General features: G+C 67.2%; 15 protein-coding genes. 6 read left to right on the forward strand and 9 right to left on the reverse strand.

Translation table 11 applies throughout. The features are described 5' to 3' along the window. The first annotated feature begins 138 nt into the window (after positions 1 to 138). Both V3596_RS10180 and V3596_RS10185 read left to right on the forward strand, forming a co-directional pair. Positions 139 to 1323 carry a serine hydrolase domain-containing protein gene (locus V3596_RS10180; protein ID WP_334277608.1) on the forward strand — a complete coding sequence of 395 codons (1185 nt, stop codon included), beginning with the start codon at positions 139 to 141 and terminating at the stop codon, positions 1321 to 1323. A gap of 8 nt (positions 1324 to 1331) precedes the next feature. Continuing rightward, a complete protein-coding gene (locus V3596_RS10185; protein WP_334277609.1) occupies positions 1332 to 1877 on the forward strand; it encodes a GNAT family N-acetyltransferase in 546 nt (181 codons plus the stop codon). Here the strand turns inward: V3596_RS10185 and V3596_RS10190 are convergent. The 5 genes from V3596_RS10190 to V3596_RS10210 all read right to left on the reverse strand — a co-directional run bounded on the left by V3596_RS10190 (position 1865) and on the right by V3596_RS10210 (position 7063). Next, a complete protein-coding gene (locus V3596_RS10190; RefSeq protein WP_334277610.1) occupies positions 1865 to 3394 on the reverse strand; it encodes a glycoside hydrolase family 10-like protein in 1530 nt (509 codons plus the stop codon). The two genes, V3596_RS10185 and V3596_RS10190, sit on opposite strands and share 13 nt — an antisense overlap. Positions 3395 to 3398: 4 nt before the next feature. Further along, positions 3399 to 4529, reverse strand: a complete 1131-nt coding sequence (locus tag V3596_RS10195; RefSeq protein WP_334277611.1) for an acyltransferase family protein — start codon at positions 4527 to 4529, stop codon at positions 3399 to 3401. Between the two features lie 73 nt (positions 4530 to 4602). Then, positions 4603 to 5886 carry an MFS transporter gene (locus tag V3596_RS10200; protein ID WP_334277612.1) on the reverse strand — a complete coding sequence of 428 codons (1284 nt, stop codon included), beginning with the start codon at positions 5884 to 5886 and terminating at the stop codon, positions 4603 to 4605. Further along, entirely contained in the window at positions 5883 to 6173 is a 291-nt protein-coding gene (locus tag V3596_RS10205) for a transposase (RefSeq protein WP_334277613.1), read from the reverse strand. Before V3596_RS10205 ends, V3596_RS10200 begins: the two co-directional genes overlap by 4 nt. An 8-nt stretch (positions 6174 to 6181) precedes the next feature. After that, on the reverse strand, positions 6182 to 7063 hold the full coding sequence (locus tag V3596_RS10210) for an N-acetylmuramic acid 6-phosphate etherase (protein WP_334277614.1): 882 nt from the start codon (positions 7061 to 7063) through the stop codon (positions 6182 to 6184). A gap of 256 nt (positions 7064 to 7319) precedes the next feature. On the opposite strand from V3596_RS10210, the gene bufA2 reads away from it, so the two are divergent. The 4 genes from bufA2 to V3596_RS10230 all read left to right on the forward strand — a co-directional run bounded on the left by bufA2 (position 7320) and on the right by V3596_RS10230 (position 9918). Then, entirely contained in the window at positions 7320 to 7580 is a 261-nt protein-coding gene (bufA2, locus tag V3596_RS10215) for a BufA2 family periplasmic bufferin-type metallophore (protein ID WP_334277615.1), read from the forward strand. Positions 7581 to 7729: 149 nt separating this feature from the next. Further along, positions 7730 to 8575: an MNIO family bufferin maturase gene (bufB, locus tag V3596_RS10220; protein ID WP_334277616.1), complete on the forward strand. Its 846-nt coding sequence runs from the start codon at positions 7730 to 7732 to the stop codon at positions 8573 to 8575. Beyond that, positions 8572 to 9351 carry a DNA-binding domain-containing protein gene (locus tag V3596_RS10225; protein ID WP_334277617.1) on the forward strand — a complete coding sequence of 260 codons (780 nt, stop codon included), beginning with the start codon at positions 8572 to 8574 and terminating at the stop codon, positions 9349 to 9351. The genes bufB and V3596_RS10225 overlap by 4 nt, the downstream gene beginning before the upstream one ends. Positions 9352 to 9384: 33 nt before the next feature. Then, on the forward strand, positions 9385 to 9918 hold the full coding sequence (locus tag V3596_RS10230) for a peroxiredoxin (protein ID WP_334277618.1): 534 nt from the start codon (positions 9385 to 9387) through the stop codon (positions 9916 to 9918). Between the two features lie 78 nt (positions 9919 to 9996). On the opposite strand, the gene V3596_RS10235 is transcribed toward V3596_RS10230, so the two are convergent. From V3596_RS10235 to V3596_RS10250, 4 genes are all read right to left on the reverse strand, one after another. Beyond that, the gene (locus V3596_RS10235; protein WP_334277619.1) at positions 9997 to 10794 is read right to left on the reverse strand and encodes a hypothetical protein; all 798 of its coding nucleotides are present in this window, start codon (positions 10792 to 10794) and stop codon (positions 9997 to 9999) included. Positions 10795 to 10809: 15 nt separating this feature from the next. After that, positions 10810 to 12894, reverse strand: coding sequence for an SH3 domain-containing protein (locus tag V3596_RS10240; RefSeq protein ID WP_334277620.1), 2085 nt, complete (start codon positions 12892 to 12894; stop codon positions 10810 to 10812). Positions 12895 to 12950: 56 nt separating this feature from the next. Continuing rightward, positions 12951 to 13574, reverse strand: coding sequence for an Lcl C-terminal domain-containing protein (locus V3596_RS10245; protein WP_334277621.1), 624 nt, complete (start codon positions 13572 to 13574; stop codon positions 12951 to 12953). A 335-nt stretch (positions 13575 to 13909) separates the two neighbouring features. Next, the gene (locus tag V3596_RS10250; RefSeq protein WP_334277622.1) at positions 13910 to 15808 is read right to left on the reverse strand and encodes a HAMP domain-containing sensor histidine kinase; all 1899 of its coding nucleotides are present in this window, start codon (positions 15806 to 15808) and stop codon (positions 13910 to 13912) included. Between the last annotated feature and the right edge of the window lie 115 nt (positions 15809 to 15923).

A 15923-nucleotide genomic window follows, 5' to 3' on the forward strand; every position in this document is an offset into this window, starting at 1 on the left:
CAGGCGGGCGCCAATGTCAATGCGGGCCCGCAACATAACCTGGCCGCATGGCCACATCGCCATTTGGCAGAGCACAGCAGTGCAGTGGCGCCAGCTCATCGACCACAATCGAAGCTCCATTCTTGCTGTTGGAATGCCTTGGCCCGCAAGCTCGCTGTTTCGTTGATCTCCCTGGCCCTCGCCGCCTGCGCGGTCACGCCGCAGCGGCCGCTCGATGCCGAGCCCTTGCGCCAAGGCGATGCGGCCATCCAGGCCATGATCGACAAGCAGCAGATGCCCGGCGGCGTCTGGTGGATCGAGCGCGAAGGCCAGAGCCATCACCGTGCCTACGGCCAGCGCGCGCTGTACCCGGCGCCCGAGGTGGCCGACGAAGCGACGATCTACGATGCGGCCTCGCTGACCAAGGTGGTCGTCACCGCACCGCTGGTGCAGCTGCTGCGCGAGCAAGGCAAGCTCGAAATCGACGCGCCGCTGCAGCGCTACCTGCCCGGCTGCGGCAATGAGAGCTGGCGCGGCATCAGCTTGCGCCATCTGCTGACCCACACCGCCGGCTTGCCGCCCGGCATGGGCGCCAAGCTTGCGAATGGCGAGATCTGGAGTGGGTCGAACGGCGCGCTGAGCCAGGCCTGCAGCCAGAAGCTGCGCGCGGCACCGGGCGCGCAGTTCGTCTATTCGGACATCGGCTTCATCCTGCTGGGCATGGTCATCGAGCGCGTGGGCGAAGCACCGCTGGATCAGCAAGCGCGACAACTGCTGTTTGCACCCCTGGGCATGGCCGACAGCGGCTACCAGCCTCTGCGGAACGGCTTGGCAGTCAGCCGGATCGCGCCAACCGAGAAGCTGGCCGACGGCGAGATCCTGCGCGGCGTGGTGCACGACCCCACGGCACGGCGCATGTGCGGCATGGCAGGCCATGCCGGCCTGTTCACCACCAGCAGCGACCTGGCTCGTTATGCCCGCATGCTGCTGGCCGGCGGCCTGCTGCCGGACGGCCGCCGCTTCCTGAGCGAAGAGAGCGTGGCGCTGCTGAGTCGGCCGCAATCGCCACCCGAGCTGAAAGAAAAGCGCGGCCTGGGCTTCGACATCGACACGCCTTTCTCACGGCCGCGCGGCAAGCTGTACCCGAAAACCAGCTTCGGCCACACCGGCTTCACCGGCTGCGCCTTCTGGCTGGACCCGGGCAGCCGCAGCTTCACCATCCTGCTGGCCAATCGCGTGCACCAGGGCGGGCCGACAAACACCCTGCCGCTGTACGAGCAGCTGGGTACATTGGCGGCGCAGGCAGCGGGCCTGCGCGCCGAGGCGGTGGTCGCGCCGCGCTAGCATGGCGCATGCCTAACGCCGCCATCACCATCGCGCCCATCGCGCCATCTGACCACGACGAACTGCAGGCATTCGAGTTCACGAACCGCCGCTTCTTCGAGCGCTGGGTCAACCCGCGGCCCGAAAGCTTCTACACGCCAGATGGCGTGAGCAGGGCCATCCGCGCAGCCCAGCTCGATGCCGAGCAGGACCGCGCCTATCAATACCTGGTGCGCGAGAACGGCCTGCTGGTCGGCCGCATCAACCTGAGCCAGATCCAGCGCCTGGGCTACCAATCGGCCTCCCTGGGCTACCGCATCGGCGAGGCCCACAACGGCCGCGGCATCGCCAAGGCCGCGGTGCTGTGCGTGCTGCCCGAAGCCTTCGGCCGCCACGGCCTGTGGCGGGTCGAAGCGACCTGCCGGCCCGAGAACCCGGCCTCCAGGCGCGTGCTGCAGTCCAGCGGCTTCCAGCAGTTCGGACATTCAAGGCGCTGCTTCCAGCTGAACGACAGCTGGTTCGACCTGCTGCACTTCGAGGTGCATGCGGATCGACAAACCGCTCAGAGCTTGTAGCCGCGCCGCTCGCTCTCGTTGCTGACCCGGTCCAGCGCCGACACCACCACGGCGTCGACGCCTGCGGCCGGCACGCTCAGCATGCCGGTCGTGACCTCGAAGCGCCACTGGCCGCCCACGCGCAGCCAGATCGCATAGCGGCTGACCGGCTTGCTGCCGGCGCCGGGCGCTGGCTTCAAGAGCAATTGCGCACCTTGCCGCTCGATGCCCAGGGTCGGCATGCTCGGCGCACCTGACTCCAGCCACGGCGTGGCCGGCACGACGACGGCATCGCGGTAGCCGCCCGACTGCAAGGCATCGAACAGGCCCTTGCGGTTCTGCGTGATCGCCACCATGCTGAAGTGCACATGGCCCGAGCCCGGTGCGCGGCGGCGCACGATGTCGATCTGGCCGATGATTTCGTCCGGCCCCCAGCTCTCGGGCTTGTCGTTCTGGATGCGGCTGGTGAACAGGCCCGGCCAGACGTGGCGCTTCATCGGGTTGTTAGCCAGCCACACGTCCATCAAGGGCTCGAAGGCCTGGCCCTTCTGCACACGGCTCCAGTAGAGCTGAGGCACGAGGTAGTCCATCCAGCCTTCGTTCAGCCACAGCTCGACATGGGCATAGAGCTTGTCGTACTGGCTGAAGCCGGCGATGTTCTCGTTGCGGATCGCCGGCTTCGGAATGCCGAAGGGGCTGACGCCGAAGCGCACCCAGGGCTTGGTCGAGCGGATCATGCCGTAGATGCGCTCGATCAGGCGGTCCACGTTCTGGCGGCGCCAGTCGTTGCGGGCCAGCTTGCCGCCGGCCTGCACATAGCGCTGCCAGCTCGGCTCGTCGGGGAAGTCCAGCTCTTCCTTGCTGTCGGCAGCGCGGCCGGGCAAGGCGATCGGGTAGGGATAGAAGTAGTCGTCGATGTGCAGGCCGTCGACGTCGTAGCGCTTCAAGACATCCTTGAAGACCGCCAGCGTGTGCTCGCCGGCCTCGATCTCGCCCGGGTCGATCCAGAGCTGGTCGCCATAGGCCTTGACCCAGTGCGGATGCGTCTGGCTCAGGTGCGTGGCCGAAGCGGCCGACTTGGCGGAGTTCTGGCGCGCGCGGAAGGGGTTGAACCAGGCATGCAGCTCCAGGCCGCGGGCATGGGCCTCGGCCACCCAGAAGGCCAGCGGGTCGTAGCCCGGCGACACGCCTTGCGTGCCGGTGAGGTATTCGCTCCAGGGCTCCAGCTTGGAGTCGTAAAGCGCATCGGCCGCCGTGCGGATCTGGAAGACGATGGCGTTGAACTTCAGGGCCACGGCCTTGTCGAGCATGGCGCGGGCCTCGGCCTGCTGCTGCTCCATCGTCAGGCCCTTCTTGCTGGGCCAGTCGATATTGGCCACCGTCGCCACCCAGGCGGCGCGGAACTCGCGCGGCGCTGCGGGCGGCTGCAAGGTCAGGTCCGGCGCCTCGCGCAGGGCGACACCGCCCGTGGTCGGCAGGTCGGCGCAGGCGGCCAGCGCAGCGGCGCTGGAGAGGACGAGGGAACGGCGAGTCAGCATGGCATCAGACTTTCACAAACCATTTCTTGGACCACATGAAGTGGGCGATGCCGTACAGCACGGCCACGAAGCAAAGCGCATACAGCAGCGAGGCATTGACCGGCGCAAGGCCCAGCGACTGGATCGGCTGGTAGGCCCAGGCCTTCAGCGACAGGCCACCCGGCTTGAAGTAGCCCATCAGCTTGGCAATCAGGCCGGAGATGGCAAACAGGAACAGCGCATTCATGCCGAACACCAGCAACGGCCTGGCCCAGCGGGCAACACGCTCGCGCATCGCGGCCGAAGGCTGCGCATCGAGCAGCCAGTAGCAGGTGCCGAACACCAGGCAGGCCCAGCCCGCCATTGCGAACACATAGGGCGGAGTCCACAGGCTCTTGTTGATCGGCATCAGCCAGGCGTCCAGCACCTGGCCGATCCACAGGCAGGCGAGTCCGCCCACCATGAAGCCCATGGCCTTGGCCGCCGGCTCGCGCCTGGATGCGAGCCAATGCCCGGCCAGCACGCCAGCGAGCTGGCTGGCCACGGCGGGCACGGTGGAGAGCAGGCCTTCCGGGTCCCAGGTCTTTGCCTGCCTCCAGAGGTGGCCATCCATCAGCAGTCGATCCAGCCAGGCACCGGTGTCTTCACCCGGGTTGAGCGAGCCGATCAGGATGTTGCCGTTCACGTCCGGCACCGGCACCGCCAGCAGCAAGAAGCTGTAGACCACCAGCAGGGTCAGCAAGGCGCCGAGCTGCTGACGCCAGTTCAGCCAGAGCACGAAGGGCGCGGCGAGCATGGTGCACAGGCCCAGGCGCTGTAGCACGCCGGGAATGCGCAGTTCGGCGAAGTTGAACGCGGGGATCAGGTTCAGCAGCAGGCCGATGGTGATGATGGTGGCGCCGCGGCGCAGCGTCTGCACCAGAAGTGCTGTCTTCGAGTCGCCCAGTGCTGCGCGGCGACCCAGGCTGATCGTCATCGAGATGCCGCTGATGAAGACGAAGAAGGGAAAGATCCAGTCGGTGAAGGTCCAGCCATGCCATTTGGCGTGGGCCAGCGGGCCATAGAGATGGCCCCAGTCGCCGGGGTTGTTGACCAGCAGCATCGCCGCGATGGTGAAACCGCGGAAGGCATCGAGGCTGTTGATCCTGCCAGTCATTTGTGCACCCTTCGGCCTGCGGCCTGTCCCGCCAAGCGGGAGCGAGCTTGCTTGGGGCGGCCCGGCGCGGCGCTCATGACTCCGCCACCTTCTTGCCAAAGGCTTCCGGCACCTTGATCAGCGCGGCCATCGCAAACGAAGGCAGGGTCGCGATGAGCACCCAGGCAAAGAACCAGAGGTAGCCGATCTGCGCTTGCAGCCAGCCGCTCCACATGCCGGGCAGCATCATGCCGAGGGCCATGAAGCCGGTGCAGATGGCGTAATGCGCGGTCTTGTGGGGGCCGTCGGCCACCATGATCATGTACATCAGGTAGGCGGTGAAGCCGAGGCCGTAGCCGAACTGCTCGACCGCCAGTGCCGTGCTCACCAGCCACAGGTTGTGCGGCTGCGCGAAGGCCAGCAGCAGGAACACCGCGTTCGGCACATGCATGATCAGGATCAGCGGCCACAGCGCCCGCTTCAGGCCCACACGCGAGATCACCCAGCCGCCCAGCAGGCCGCCCAGCGTCAGGGCGATCAGGCCGACGGTGCCGTAGGCGATGCCCACCTGCTTGGTCGAGAGGCCCAGGCCGCCCAGCTCGGGCTTGTCGAGCAGGAAGGGCGTGGCCAGCTTCAGGAGCTGCGCCTCGGGGAAGCGGTACAGCAGCAGGAAGCCGAGGATCACCCAGATGCCGGGCTTGCTGAAGAAGCGGGCGAACACGCGCCAGAACTCGGCCATCGTGTCGTCGCCGCGTGCCGTCTTCTGGTCAAGAGCCGGCTTGGGCAGCATGAACTGGTGATAGATCGCCAACGCCACGAACATGGCGCAGAGGACGAAGAAGACGATGCTCCAGGCCGTCTTCATGCTGCCGGTGCGTTCCTGCAGCTCGCCGGCCAGGTAGACGAGGCCGCCCTGGCCGCCGATATTGGCCAGGCGATAGAAGGTCGAGCGCACGCCGACAAAGGCCGCTTGCTCATGCGTCTTCAAGGCCAGCATGTAGAAGCCGTCGGCCGCAATGTCGTGCGATGCCGAGGCAAAGGCCATCAGCCAGAACACCGCCAGCGTCATGCGGAAGTAGTCGGGGCCGGGAATGGTGAGTGCCACCATGGCCAGCGCCACGCCGACGAGGAACTGCAGTGCCGTGATCCAGATCCGCTTGGTGCCGAACAGTTCGATCAGCGGCGACCACAGCGGCTTGATCACCCAGGGCAGGTAGAGCCAGCTGGTGTACAGCGCGATGTCGGTGTTCGATACCTCGAGGTTCTTGTACATGATGACCGAGAGGGTCATCACGACGACGTAGGGAATGCCTTGCCCGAAGTAGAGCGTGGGAATCCAGGCCCAGGGATTGCGCGATGCGGCGGTGGTGTCGTTCATGCGGGCATTGTGGCGGCGGTGGAGGGTTGCATTGGCGCTTGCCGCCACTGAGCACGAAGGCGGTTCCGTGCTTCGGCCGCACGCAGTCGGGAGGCTTCCATCTGCTGCGGCGTCACCGCCCTGGCTTCGGAGAGCCCGCGCTCACGCTGGGCCTTGACCCAGTTGCGCAGCGTCTGCTCGGCCAGGCCCAGTTCGCGCGCCGCCGCATAGATGCCGCACTGCTCGGAGCGTTGCACCGCCTCCAGCTTGAAGCCCAGCGTGTACTCGCAGCGCGGCAGGCGTCGCATCGTTTCGGTCAGCCGTTCAGCGCGCGCCGGACGCTGCCGCCGGAGGCGTCCAGCAGCTCACGCGACTGCTGGACTGTCAGGTTCTTCTTGATCGCCACCAGAGCCACCTTCACATGGTTGTCGCACTTGGCCAGCACCTCGCGGGCAAGGGCTTCGTCGGCGCCGCTGGCGCGCATGGTGAGCGCCACGGCCCGGCGCAGGAGCTTGGCGTTGGTGGCTTTCAGGTCGACCATCAGATTGCCGTAGACCTTGTTCAGCTTGACCATCAGACTGCTGGAGAAGGTGTTGAGCGCCATCTTCTGCGCGCTGCCGGCCTTCAGCCGTGTGCTGCCCGAGATGACCTCGGGGCCGGTGTCCAGCGTGATGCCCAGCTCGGCGGCGGCCGTCACCGGCGCGCCGGCATTGTTGGCAAAGCCGATGGCGAGGGCGCCGGCCTCACGGGCCGCGCGGATCGCGCCCAGCACATAGGGCGTGCCGCCCGAAGCGGCCAGCGCCAGCAGCACGTCGTTGGGACCGGGGTTCAGGGCCGCGATGTCGGCCGCGCCCTGCACATCGTCGTCTTCAGCGCCTTCGATGGCGACGAACATGGCCTGCTGGCCGCCGGCAATCACGGCCACGGCGCGCTCGCGCGGCCAGGAGAAGGTGGGGTAGAGCTCCACGCTGTCGAGCACGCCCAGACGGCCCGAGGTGCCAGCGCCGGCATAGAGGATGCGGCCACCGGCCTGAATGCGCGGCAAGGCGGCTGCCACGGCTGCAGCCAGCTGCGGCCCGGCGCGACGCACGGCGTCGACCGCCTCCACCTGGTCCTCGATGAACGCGCTGACCAGTTGGGGCAGCTCGTAGAGGTCCAGGTCCGGATGGGCGGCGCTGGGGGTTTCGGTCTTCAGCATGGTGCGGGCTTTCAGTGTTGACCGGACTCTAATGGTCTACAAATGGTCTGACCAATGCGCTTGCAGACTCAGGTCATAACTTCAGGCAATACAAGACTGCATAAATCTTGTGGCATCCCCTCACTCAGCGAGCTCAGGTGTAAGGTCTGCCGGCCCTGCGCCGACGCAAGTTGGCAAGCCGGGTCTGTTCTGTTCAGCCATCCGGCCTGTATCTCTCAATGTTCTCTCTCTTCCTCACATTTTCGGAGACACGCATATGCAAGCCAAGATTCTGAAGACCGGCCTCGGTGTTGCTGCCGCAGCGGCCGCCCTGTTTGCCACCACCGGCCTGGCCACCACGGTGCAAGCCGCGGACGGCATGGTCAAGTGCTCGGGCATCAATGCCTGCAAGGGCACCTCGGAATGCAAGACCGCCAAGAGCGACTGCAAGGGCCACAACGCCTGCAAGGGCCAGGGCTGGGTCAGCAAGAAGACCGCCGACGAATGCACCAAGGCCGGCGGCAAAGTAGAAAAATGACAACCCCTCGCCCGTGAGTACACGGGCGGTCCCCCGAGGGGACGCCGATCATGGCCGGGGGAGCCCCCGGCCATGACATCAGCTTGAATCATCCTTGGGGCGGCCCGGCGGATGATTCAATTCCAGACACCGCCGACCTCCACCATCACATGCTCTTGCCTGCAAATAGCTTCGGCCTGGGCCTGCGTGTCGAACACTACGCGGCCTTGGCCGAGACCGATCTGGTCTCCAAGCCCGACTGGCTGGAGATCATTTCAGAGAATTTCATGGTGCCCGGTGGCAAGCCGCTGTGGCATCTGGATCGCCTGCGGCGCGATTACCCGGTGGTGATGCATGGGGTGTCGATGTCCATCGGCAGCGCCGACCCGCTGGACCTGGGCTACCTGCGCGAGCTGCGCGCACTGGCGGATCGCATCGAGCCCGCCTGGATCTCCGACCACCTGTGCTGGACCGGCGTCGACCATCGCAACCTGCACGACCTGCTGCCGCTGGCCCTGAACCGCGCGACGCTGGAGCATCTCTTGCCGCGCATCGCGCAGGTGCAGGAGCTGCTCGGCCGGCGGCTCGTGCTGGAAAACGTCTCCAGCTACCTGCAGTTCGAAGCCGACGCGCAGGGTGAGGCGCAGTTCATTGCCGAGCTGGCCCGGCGCAGCGGCTGCGGTCTGCTGCTGGACGTGAACAACGTCTATGTGTCGAGCCGCAACCACGGCTTCGATGCACAAGCCTATATCGACACCATCCCGGCCGAGTCCGTCGTGCAAATTCATCTGGCCGGCCATGAGGACCAGGGCGGGCTGGTGATAGACACCCACGACCACCCGATCTGCAATGCGGTGTGGCAGCTCTATGCCTACACCCTGCGCCGCATGGGCCCGCGCCCCAGCATGATCGAACGCGACGACCACATGCCGCCCTTGCCCGAGCTGCTCGCCGAGCTGGACCAGGCGCGCGCCCTGGCCGCCGCCACGTTGGCACAAGCGCTGGTGCCGGCATGAATGCAGCGCTGCAGCAAGCCTTGCAGTTGGCGATCCGGACGGGCGGCGATGCGGCCGGTCTCCTGAAGGCCGGCTCGCGCATCGATGTCTATGCCCATGCCTACCGCGCCCGTTTGATAGCCGCGCTGCGCGACAACCACGAGGTGCTGTACCGGGCCATGGGCGACGCGGCCTTCGAGGCCCTGGCCCTGGCCTATATCGAAGCCCAGCCCTCCCGCCACCGCTCGATCCGCTGGTTCGGCGACGGCCTGGCCGGCTTCATGGCTGGCGCCGGTGCGGCGCAGGTGGAACACCCTTCCCTCATCGACATCGCCCGCATGGACTGGGCCCTGCGAGCAGCCTTTGATGCCGCCGACAACACCCCGCTGGCAGGGGCCGACCTGGCCTCACTCGCCGGCGAAAGCTGGCCGGGCCTGCGGCTCCATCTGCAGCCGGGCACGGGCCTGCTCGAGATGGACTGGGTGATCGAGCCGGCATGGGCGGCGCTGCGGGCCGCCGAGTGCGACACCGAGTTGCCCGAGCTGGCGGCGCCGGTGGCTGGTCCGCATGTCCTGCTGGTCTGGCGCCAGGGGCTGGAGACGCGCTGGCGGACCTTTCCTCCGCTGGAGGCCTCGCTGCTGCAAGCGCTGCAGGGTGGCGCCAGCTTTGCCGACCTTTGCGAGCAAGCCGCGCAAAGCCAGGGCGAAGGAGGCGCTGCCGCCGCCGTCATCGCCTGCCTGCAGCAATGGCTGGCCGACGAGTTGCTGTCCAGCGAAATTTTCGTTGGCGAGGCATGATGCGGCACCTTCCCTACCGCTGCAGGATTTCCGATGTTCTTCAAGCATGCCCTGACTCTTTCCGCGCTGATGATCGCCGGCCTGGCCCAGGCAGCCCTGCCCGTCGGTGCCCCGGCGCCTGACTTCACGGCCGAAGCCGCACTCGGCGGCCAGCCCTACAAGTTCAGCCTGGCTGCGGCCTTGAAGAAGGGGCCGGTGGTCCTGTACTTCTATCCCAAGGCTTTCACCAGCGGCTGCACCGTCGAGGCCCATCTGTTCGCCGAGGCGAGCGAGAAGTTCGAGGCCCTCGGCGCCACCGTGGTCGGCATCTCCAACGACAGCATCGACACCCTGAAAAAGTTTTCGGTCGAGGCCTGCCGCAACAAGTTCGCCGTCGCCGCCGATGCCGGTGCCAAGGTGATGAGGGACTACGACGCCAAGCTGCTCAAGCCCATCGACATGGCCGACCGCATCTCCTACCTGATCAGCAGCGATGGCCGCATCGCCGCGGTCCACGCTGCGATGAAGCCCGAGGGCCATATCGAGAGCATGCTGAAGGCGGCCGAGCAGCTCAAGGCCAAGCGCTGAGGCCTATCCGGCCCGGCCGCCGGTATCGCGTCCAGGCCTTCGCCAGCCTCATGATCCTTCCGGATCATGAGTGCAGGTTCAGCCACCCGTTTGCTGCAGGCGATAGTCGGCCAGCGAGCGGGTCAGGGCCGCCTTGCGGGCGCCCTCGGCCAGCTGGCCGCGCAGCGCTTCGAAGCGAGCGAAATTGCTGTCGGTCAGGAAGGGCGTGAGGTTCTCCGCCACGGCCTGAGCGGCATGCCAGCCGCCGGTGTGCAGCACCTCGGCCAGCATGTCCTCATAGCCCACGCTCAAGCCCTGCCGCTGCCATTGCTGCAGGACAGGGAAGGCCTTCTGGAACAGCACCGAGTCGTAGCTCTCGCGCAGCGCCGCCACCGCGGCCTGCACCGTGGCCGCGTCGGGCGGCAGGCGCGCTGCCATGGCCAGGGCCTCGGCCTGGACATGCCCATCAGGAAAGGCCAGGAACTCCCGCACCAGCTGTGCCTGCTCGGCCGTGCTGGCCTGCGCCGGCAAGGCCTTGAGCTGGGCAACGATGGCGCGCGACGCCGCGAAATGGGCATCGAGCCCCTCGCTGCCGGCCAGGCCGCAGTTGTCGGCGTAGTAGCACTGCTTGAGCAGCCTCAGCGCGGCTGCCGCGGGCATGGTGCCAGCAACGGCGAGCTGGCCCGGCGCTGCCGCTGAAGCCGCCGCACTGGCTGCGTCAAGCGCCGCAGCGGCGGAAGGCATGACTGCCGTGGCCGAGCCCGGTGAGGCGAGCAGCTGGCTCGGGCCTGGCTGCTCGGCGACCGCGGCGTCCGGCCCCAGCCAGGCGAAGGCAGCCACTGCCGCAGCCAGCACGAGCACCGCAGCCATCAGCGCATTTCGCTGCCTCGCGTTCATGCCGCACCTCTTTCGTCAGGGCTGCAATGCCGTGTAGACGCTGCCGGGCCAGCGGTTGCTGCGGCAGAAGGCGGCGTTGGCATTGGCGGCCAGGCAGGCATTGACCAGCGTCGTGCCGAACGGGCCGTAGACATCGGTCTCGGGCGCACCGCCGCGCACCACGGCTTCCGTGCAATGGAATCGATGCGCGACCGAGCGCGAGGCGCCGCGCGGGCAGTCGCCATTGCCGACAGCCGCCGTGTTGGTCGCTTTGTTCCAGAGCTGCACTTGCAGCAGGGCACCGTCGACCACCACCCCGCGACCGGCCGTGCAGACCGCGCCGGCACCGCTGTCCAGGCAGGCCTGGGTCGCTGCGGCCGTGAACGGGCCGTAGACCGCGCTGGCGCTCATGCACTGGCGGCTGTGGATGTCGTAGCGCGTGCCGGCCGGGCAATGTGCATGCTTGGTCGGCGAGGCCGGCGTCGCAGCCGGAATCGCCCAGTTGGCCAGCGTCGAGCTCGGGTAGAGATTGCCGGCGAAGAACCAGCCATCCTTGCCCAGGTACTCGGTGCGGTAGTAGAGATTGTTGGCAGATGCCGTGCCATAGACCTCCTTGACCTGCACCACGGCGCCGCGAGGCATCGTGGTGAGGACGGTGCCGCTGGGCGGCGAGGCGCGCAGGTTCAGGCTGGTGGTGACGTTGACCGCCACCCAGTCGCCTGGATAGGCAATGGCGCCCGCAGCGGTGGGCGCCGCGGCGGCCGCGATGCCGGCGTGGTTGCTGCTGTCGCCAGCGAGGATCCAGCCGTCCTGCTGCGCGCCGGTGGTCAATGCGCCGCGAACACGGTAGTAGCGGTCCTGCTTCAGCACGCCGCGCACTTCGAAGTCCAGCACCTGGTAGTTGCCGGCGGGCAAGGTGCCCAGCACCATGCCGCCAACGGCCGAGCGCAGTTCCAGCGGGCTGCTGGTAGCAATCGCGCTGCCCAGCGACTGCAGGCCCGGCGTGCCGGCACGGCAGAGCTGATGGCGGTTGTGATCGACGCGAGCGCGGCCGGAGACGGCGGCGGCGTAGATCGTGGTGGCGACACTGTCGTCAAACGTGGTGCGCGAGCCCAGGCAAGCGGCGTCGCGCATGTCGTCCACGCATTCCAGCTTGTCGCCCACCAGCACGCAGGCGGCGCTGCCGAGCTTCATCAGCGTGTTTGGCAAGGGGCCGCCCGAGGTGGGCAACGGGCAGGAAGCGCCCATGTCCATCAGGCAGGGCACGTCGATGCTGGCGACCTTGTTCAGGTCGCTCACGTCCGGCAGCCAGCGGCGCAGGTCGTAGTTGTCGCGATAGCCATTGTCCTTGGCCACATTGGCATCGGCCGTGTTCTGCCAGCGGCAGACCTTGGTCGGGCCTCCGTTGTAGGCCGACCAGGCCGAGCGCGCGCGGCTGCGCCAGTACTCGTCGATCTGCGCCTGCGTGCCGGTCCCGGTTGTGGCGCCGCCGAGGCAGCTTGCCGGCGCCTTTTGCCAGGCGTCGTAGTAGATGTCGATCGCGTAGGTAAAGTTCTGGAGCATGTTCCAGCCCTTGCCCTCTTGCAGCGGTACCAGGTGGTAGCGGTCATCCAGCTGCATCATCCCGTGGCCATGGCCGTTGTCGCCGCGAACCATCTTCAGCAGGAAGGCCTGGCCGGCGGCGAGCTGCGCGTCGCGGTAATGCGACCAGAAGCTCTCCTGGCGCAGCAGGGCAAAGACGCCGCGCTGATAGGCCGCCAGTTCATCGGGCAGCACGCCGGGCTTGCGCGCCTTCAGATAGCGCTCCGTTGCATCGCGGATGATGGGGTACATCTCCTGCATGTAGCGCTTGCGCTCGGCCACGCTGATCGGGTCGCTCGAGTTGGCCGTGTTGTAGGCCGCATCGTTGAAGATGGCCTGGCCGTAATTGCCGCGCACGAAGCTGTCGGGGCCGAACGAGGCCACATCACAGCCGCTGGGCACGCGGCCGTGCGTGAAGGTACCGCCGACCTTGTTGGCACATTCCCAGAAGTCGATCGTCGGCGTATAGCCGGCCTGGGCCTGGCCCAGGCCCAAGAGGCCACAGGCCAGCAGGGCGAGACGAGATAGCAGTTTCTTCATGGCACAGGACTCCCTGAGCGGAGGTGGATGGGGGAAGCGAAACGCTGCCAGGCCGATCAACGGCGGCTGCGGCGGCGGGTCAGCGACAGCGCGGCAAGGGCAGCCAGCGCCAGCCCCGCGGTCTGCGGCTCCGGCACATCACCGACGCGCACCGCCCAGGCGTAATAGAGGTTGTCCGTGGAGGAGCTGCCCTGGTCGCCAAAGGCAGTGAAGAAGTGCATCGCCTCGCCTTCATAGAGCGAGGCCGTGCCGGTCCAGTAAGCCCAGGCGGCAAGATCCTGGAAGGGGCCGGTCTGGGTCAGTCCGTCGAAGGCGTTGTTGCCCAGGCTGGTGTAGAAGAGGTAGCCCAGTTCGCTGTTCAAGCCGCTGTTGTTGAAGCCGCTGTCGGTGCTGCCGTCATCCGAGAAATCGAGATTGAGCGCTGTGCCATTGACCGGTGTGAGGCCCGGCAGACGCCAGTCATCGCGGCCACCGAACTCCAACGCCTCGGCCCAGGCCTTGGCATCGGACCAGCTGCGCATGCCGCCCAGGCTGGCATTGCGCACCCAGGTCAGGCCGGTGGCGGTGTCGTACACCATGTCGTTGTTGCCGCCGCGCAGTTGCAGCGAGGCCTGGGCGGGTGCCAGCAGGGCACCCAGTGCGAGGCAGGCAAATGCAGATTTCAGGGTCTTCATCGTCATGGTCATCTCGTTCCAAAAGCGCGCCCGGCACACCGGTCAGGCCGGGCGCCTCAAGGGCCGAAACGCGACATGCAGCAGACGAGCGCGTCCATGCGGGCACAGGGCCAGCAAGCCAGCGAGCAGCAAGCGCGACATTGAGGTCGACGCATGAGCGTCGCCAGGAGCTAACCCTGATGATCAGTGCCAACTCGCAGCAATGGTCGTCGCCACTAGACCAATTGGTACATAGGGCAAACCTGTGAACTTCATCACGAATTGAGGGGCATCCATGCACGGAAGGAATGCCTTGCCCCTCCGAAGGGGGGCAGGTCTTGCCTGCGGCAGCTGCGCCAGGTTCAGTGGCTGAGCCGGCGCGGCAAGCGCAGTTCGAACAGCGCGCCACCGCCCGGCGCTTCGAGCAGACGGATCTCACCGCCCAGGCGCTGCGTCACCAGGCGGTAAGCCAGGTGCAGCCCGAGGCCCGAGGAGCCCTGGCCAAGCCGCGTCGTGAAGAAGGGATCGAACACGCGGGGGCGGTTGGCCTGCGCAATGCCGTGTCCGCTGTCGCCGACCTCCAGGCAGTAGTCGTCGCCCTGCAGGCTGGCACTGATGCGCAAGCGCCGCTCGCCCTGCCAACCCCTGAAGGCATGCACCAGGCTGTTCTCGAACAGCTGGGCCAGCACTTGGCCCAGCGCGCCGGGGTTGCCATGCAGCACCTGACCGCCCGGGCATTGCAATTCCACCTCGACACCGGCCTCACGCAAGCCACGATCCATCACGGCCAGCGTGTTCTCGACCACATCGCTCGGATGGAAGTCGACCGGCTCCATACCGGCCTGCTCCAGCGCGAGCGCCTTGAAGCTGCGCACCAGGGCGCTCGCGCGCTCCAGGCCGCGCTGAGCCAGCGCCAGGCCCTCTTCCAGGCCGCCGTGCAACTCATGGATATCTCGCCGCGACAGCCGCCCCTCCTCAAAAGCCTGCTTGTTCTGGTCGATGACTGCGGCCATCGTGCCGATCGCCAGCAGCGCGTTGCCCAGCGGCGTGTTCAGCTCATGAGCCACGCCGGCCACGAGGTGCGTCAGGGCGGCCTGCTTCTCGCGCTCCAGCAGCATGCGCACGGCGCGCTCCAGCTCGCGATTGCGCTGCTCGACCTTCAGCTCCAGCGCATCGCGCGCCTCGGCCAGCTCGCGCTCCAGCTGGCTGCCCTGGCGGCGCAGGTACTCGTTCTGACCTTGCATGCGGGCATGGCTGCTGACGCGCTCCAGCGTCAGGCCGAAGGACCTGGCCTGGTGGCGGGCCCGCTCCTGCACCAGGCTGACCTGCGCCTTGCGTGCGGCCAGCGCGGTTTCGAACAGACCGGCCTCTTCGGCACATTCGGCCTTGCGCATCAGGATGCGGCCGCGGATGGGCATCATCGGATGCGGCAGGGCCAGCGCCCAGGCCCGATCAAACAAGGGCAAGGCCTCCAGGTGCCGGCCGCGCTTCCAGGCCAGCAGGGCGCAATTCTGGAAGTAGAAGATCTGCTGCCGCTCCAGCACCTCGCCGCCAGCCAGCAGTTCGCCCGCCTCGCGCAGCAGCCGTTCAACCGCATCCAGCTTGCCCAGCCAAAGGTATTGGTTCGCCAGATTGACCGTGTCGCGCATCCGCGCCGTCGGCGTGCCCGACTGCAGCGACTCCTCATAGAGCCGCTGCGAGATGGCGGCAGCTTCCTCATAGCGGTCCAGGAAGGAGTAGGCCGCGCCGATGTTGGTCATCAGGCTGTGCCTCGCGGCGGACGGCAGCAGGGCCAGCTGCCCAAGGTCGGCGGCCAGAGGTTCGAAGCGCTGCAACAGCTCGGCGAACAGCTCGCCCTCGTACAGGGCACTGCTGGCGCGCACCTTGGCCAGGGCGACGCTTGCGGGGTCGCCGAGTTGCTCGTACAGCGCCTCGGCTTCCCCAAAGGACTCCAGCGCCTGCGTCACCATGCGCGCTCGCGACTGCAGGCGGGCCAGCGCCACCAGGGCGTCGGCCTGGGCCGGCAGGTCCAGGGCACGACGGGCCGCATTCAGCAGCGCGTAGGCCGGATCAAGCTCGGGCTCCTGCTCGCGGCTGTGCATCTCGAGCACCAGCTGGCGACAGGCCAGGCGGGCGTGGCGAGAATCGTCGAAGGCGAGGTCCTTGAGGTTGTCGAGCAGACGCCGCGCCGTCTGAACGTCGACAGCGTCCAGAGACTCGTCCAGAGAGCGCAGCAGGAGATCGAACTCGTCCAGCAGCATCTTGAAAACCTTGCTTCAGCACTCGCCCTGGATGCCTGCGCTGGTGTCAGCGCATGGCGGCTATCATTCGCGCCCAAGGGTAAGCCAAGTATCCAACCATTCCGGCGCCAATCAG

Origin of the sequence: Roseateles microcysteis (genome assembly GCF_036880965.1) — a bacterium.
Classification (GTDB): Bacteria; Pseudomonadota; Gammaproteobacteria; order Burkholderiales; family Burkholderiaceae_C; genus JAUASW01.

What these genes read in the sequence shown, in the direction of transcription:
- V3596_RS10190 (WP_334277610.1), bottom strand. Translation starts at nt 3,394, where the DNA reads ATGCTGACTCGCCGTTCCCTCGTCCTCTCCAGCGCCGCTGCGCTGGCC.
- V3596_RS10235 (WP_334277619.1), bottom strand. Translation starts at nt 10,794, where the DNA reads ATGAACGCGAGGCAGCGAAATGCGCTGATGGCTGCGGTGCTCGTGCTG.
- V3596_RS10195 (WP_334277611.1), bottom strand. Translation starts at nt 4,529, where the DNA reads ATGACTGGCAGGATCAACAGCCTCGATGCCTTCCGCGGTTTCACCATC.
- V3596_RS10210 (WP_334277614.1), bottom strand. Translation starts at nt 7,063, where the DNA reads ATGCTGAAGACCGAAACCCCCAGCGCCGCCCATCCGGACCTGGACCTC.
- V3596_RS10245 (WP_334277621.1), bottom strand. Translation starts at nt 13,574, where the DNA reads ATGACGATGAAGACCCTGAAATCTGCATTTGCCTGCCTCGCACTGGGT.
- bufA2 (WP_334277615.1), top strand. Translation starts at nt 7,320, where the DNA reads ATGCAAGCCAAGATTCTGAAGACCGGCCTCGGTGTTGCTGCCGCAGCG.
- V3596_RS10185 (WP_334277609.1), top strand. Translation starts at nt 1,332, where the DNA reads ATGCCTAACGCCGCCATCACCATCGCGCCCATCGCGCCATCTGACCAC.
- V3596_RS10200 (WP_334277612.1), bottom strand. Translation starts at nt 5,886, where the DNA reads ATGAACGACACCACCGCCGCATCGCGCAATCCCTGGGCCTGGATTCCC.
- V3596_RS10240 (WP_334277620.1), bottom strand. Translation starts at nt 12,894, where the DNA reads ATGAAGAAACTGCTATCTCGTCTCGCCCTGCTGGCCTGTGGCCTCTTG.
- V3596_RS10205 (WP_334277613.1), bottom strand. Translation starts at nt 6,173, where the DNA reads ATGCGACGCCTGCCGCGCTGCGAGTACACGCTGGGCTTCAAGCTGGAG.
- V3596_RS10225 (WP_334277617.1), top strand. Translation starts at nt 8,572, where the DNA reads ATGAATGCAGCGCTGCAGCAAGCCTTGCAGTTGGCGATCCGGACGGGC.
- V3596_RS10230 (WP_334277618.1), top strand. Translation starts at nt 9,385, where the DNA reads ATGTTCTTCAAGCATGCCCTGACTCTTTCCGCGCTGATGATCGCCGGC.
- bufB (WP_334277616.1), top strand. Translation starts at nt 7,730, where the DNA reads ATGCTCTTGCCTGCAAATAGCTTCGGCCTGGGCCTGCGTGTCGAACAC.
- V3596_RS10250 (WP_334277622.1), bottom strand. Translation starts at nt 15,808, where the DNA reads ATGCTGCTGGACGAGTTCGATCTCCTGCTGCGCTCTCTGGACGAGTCT.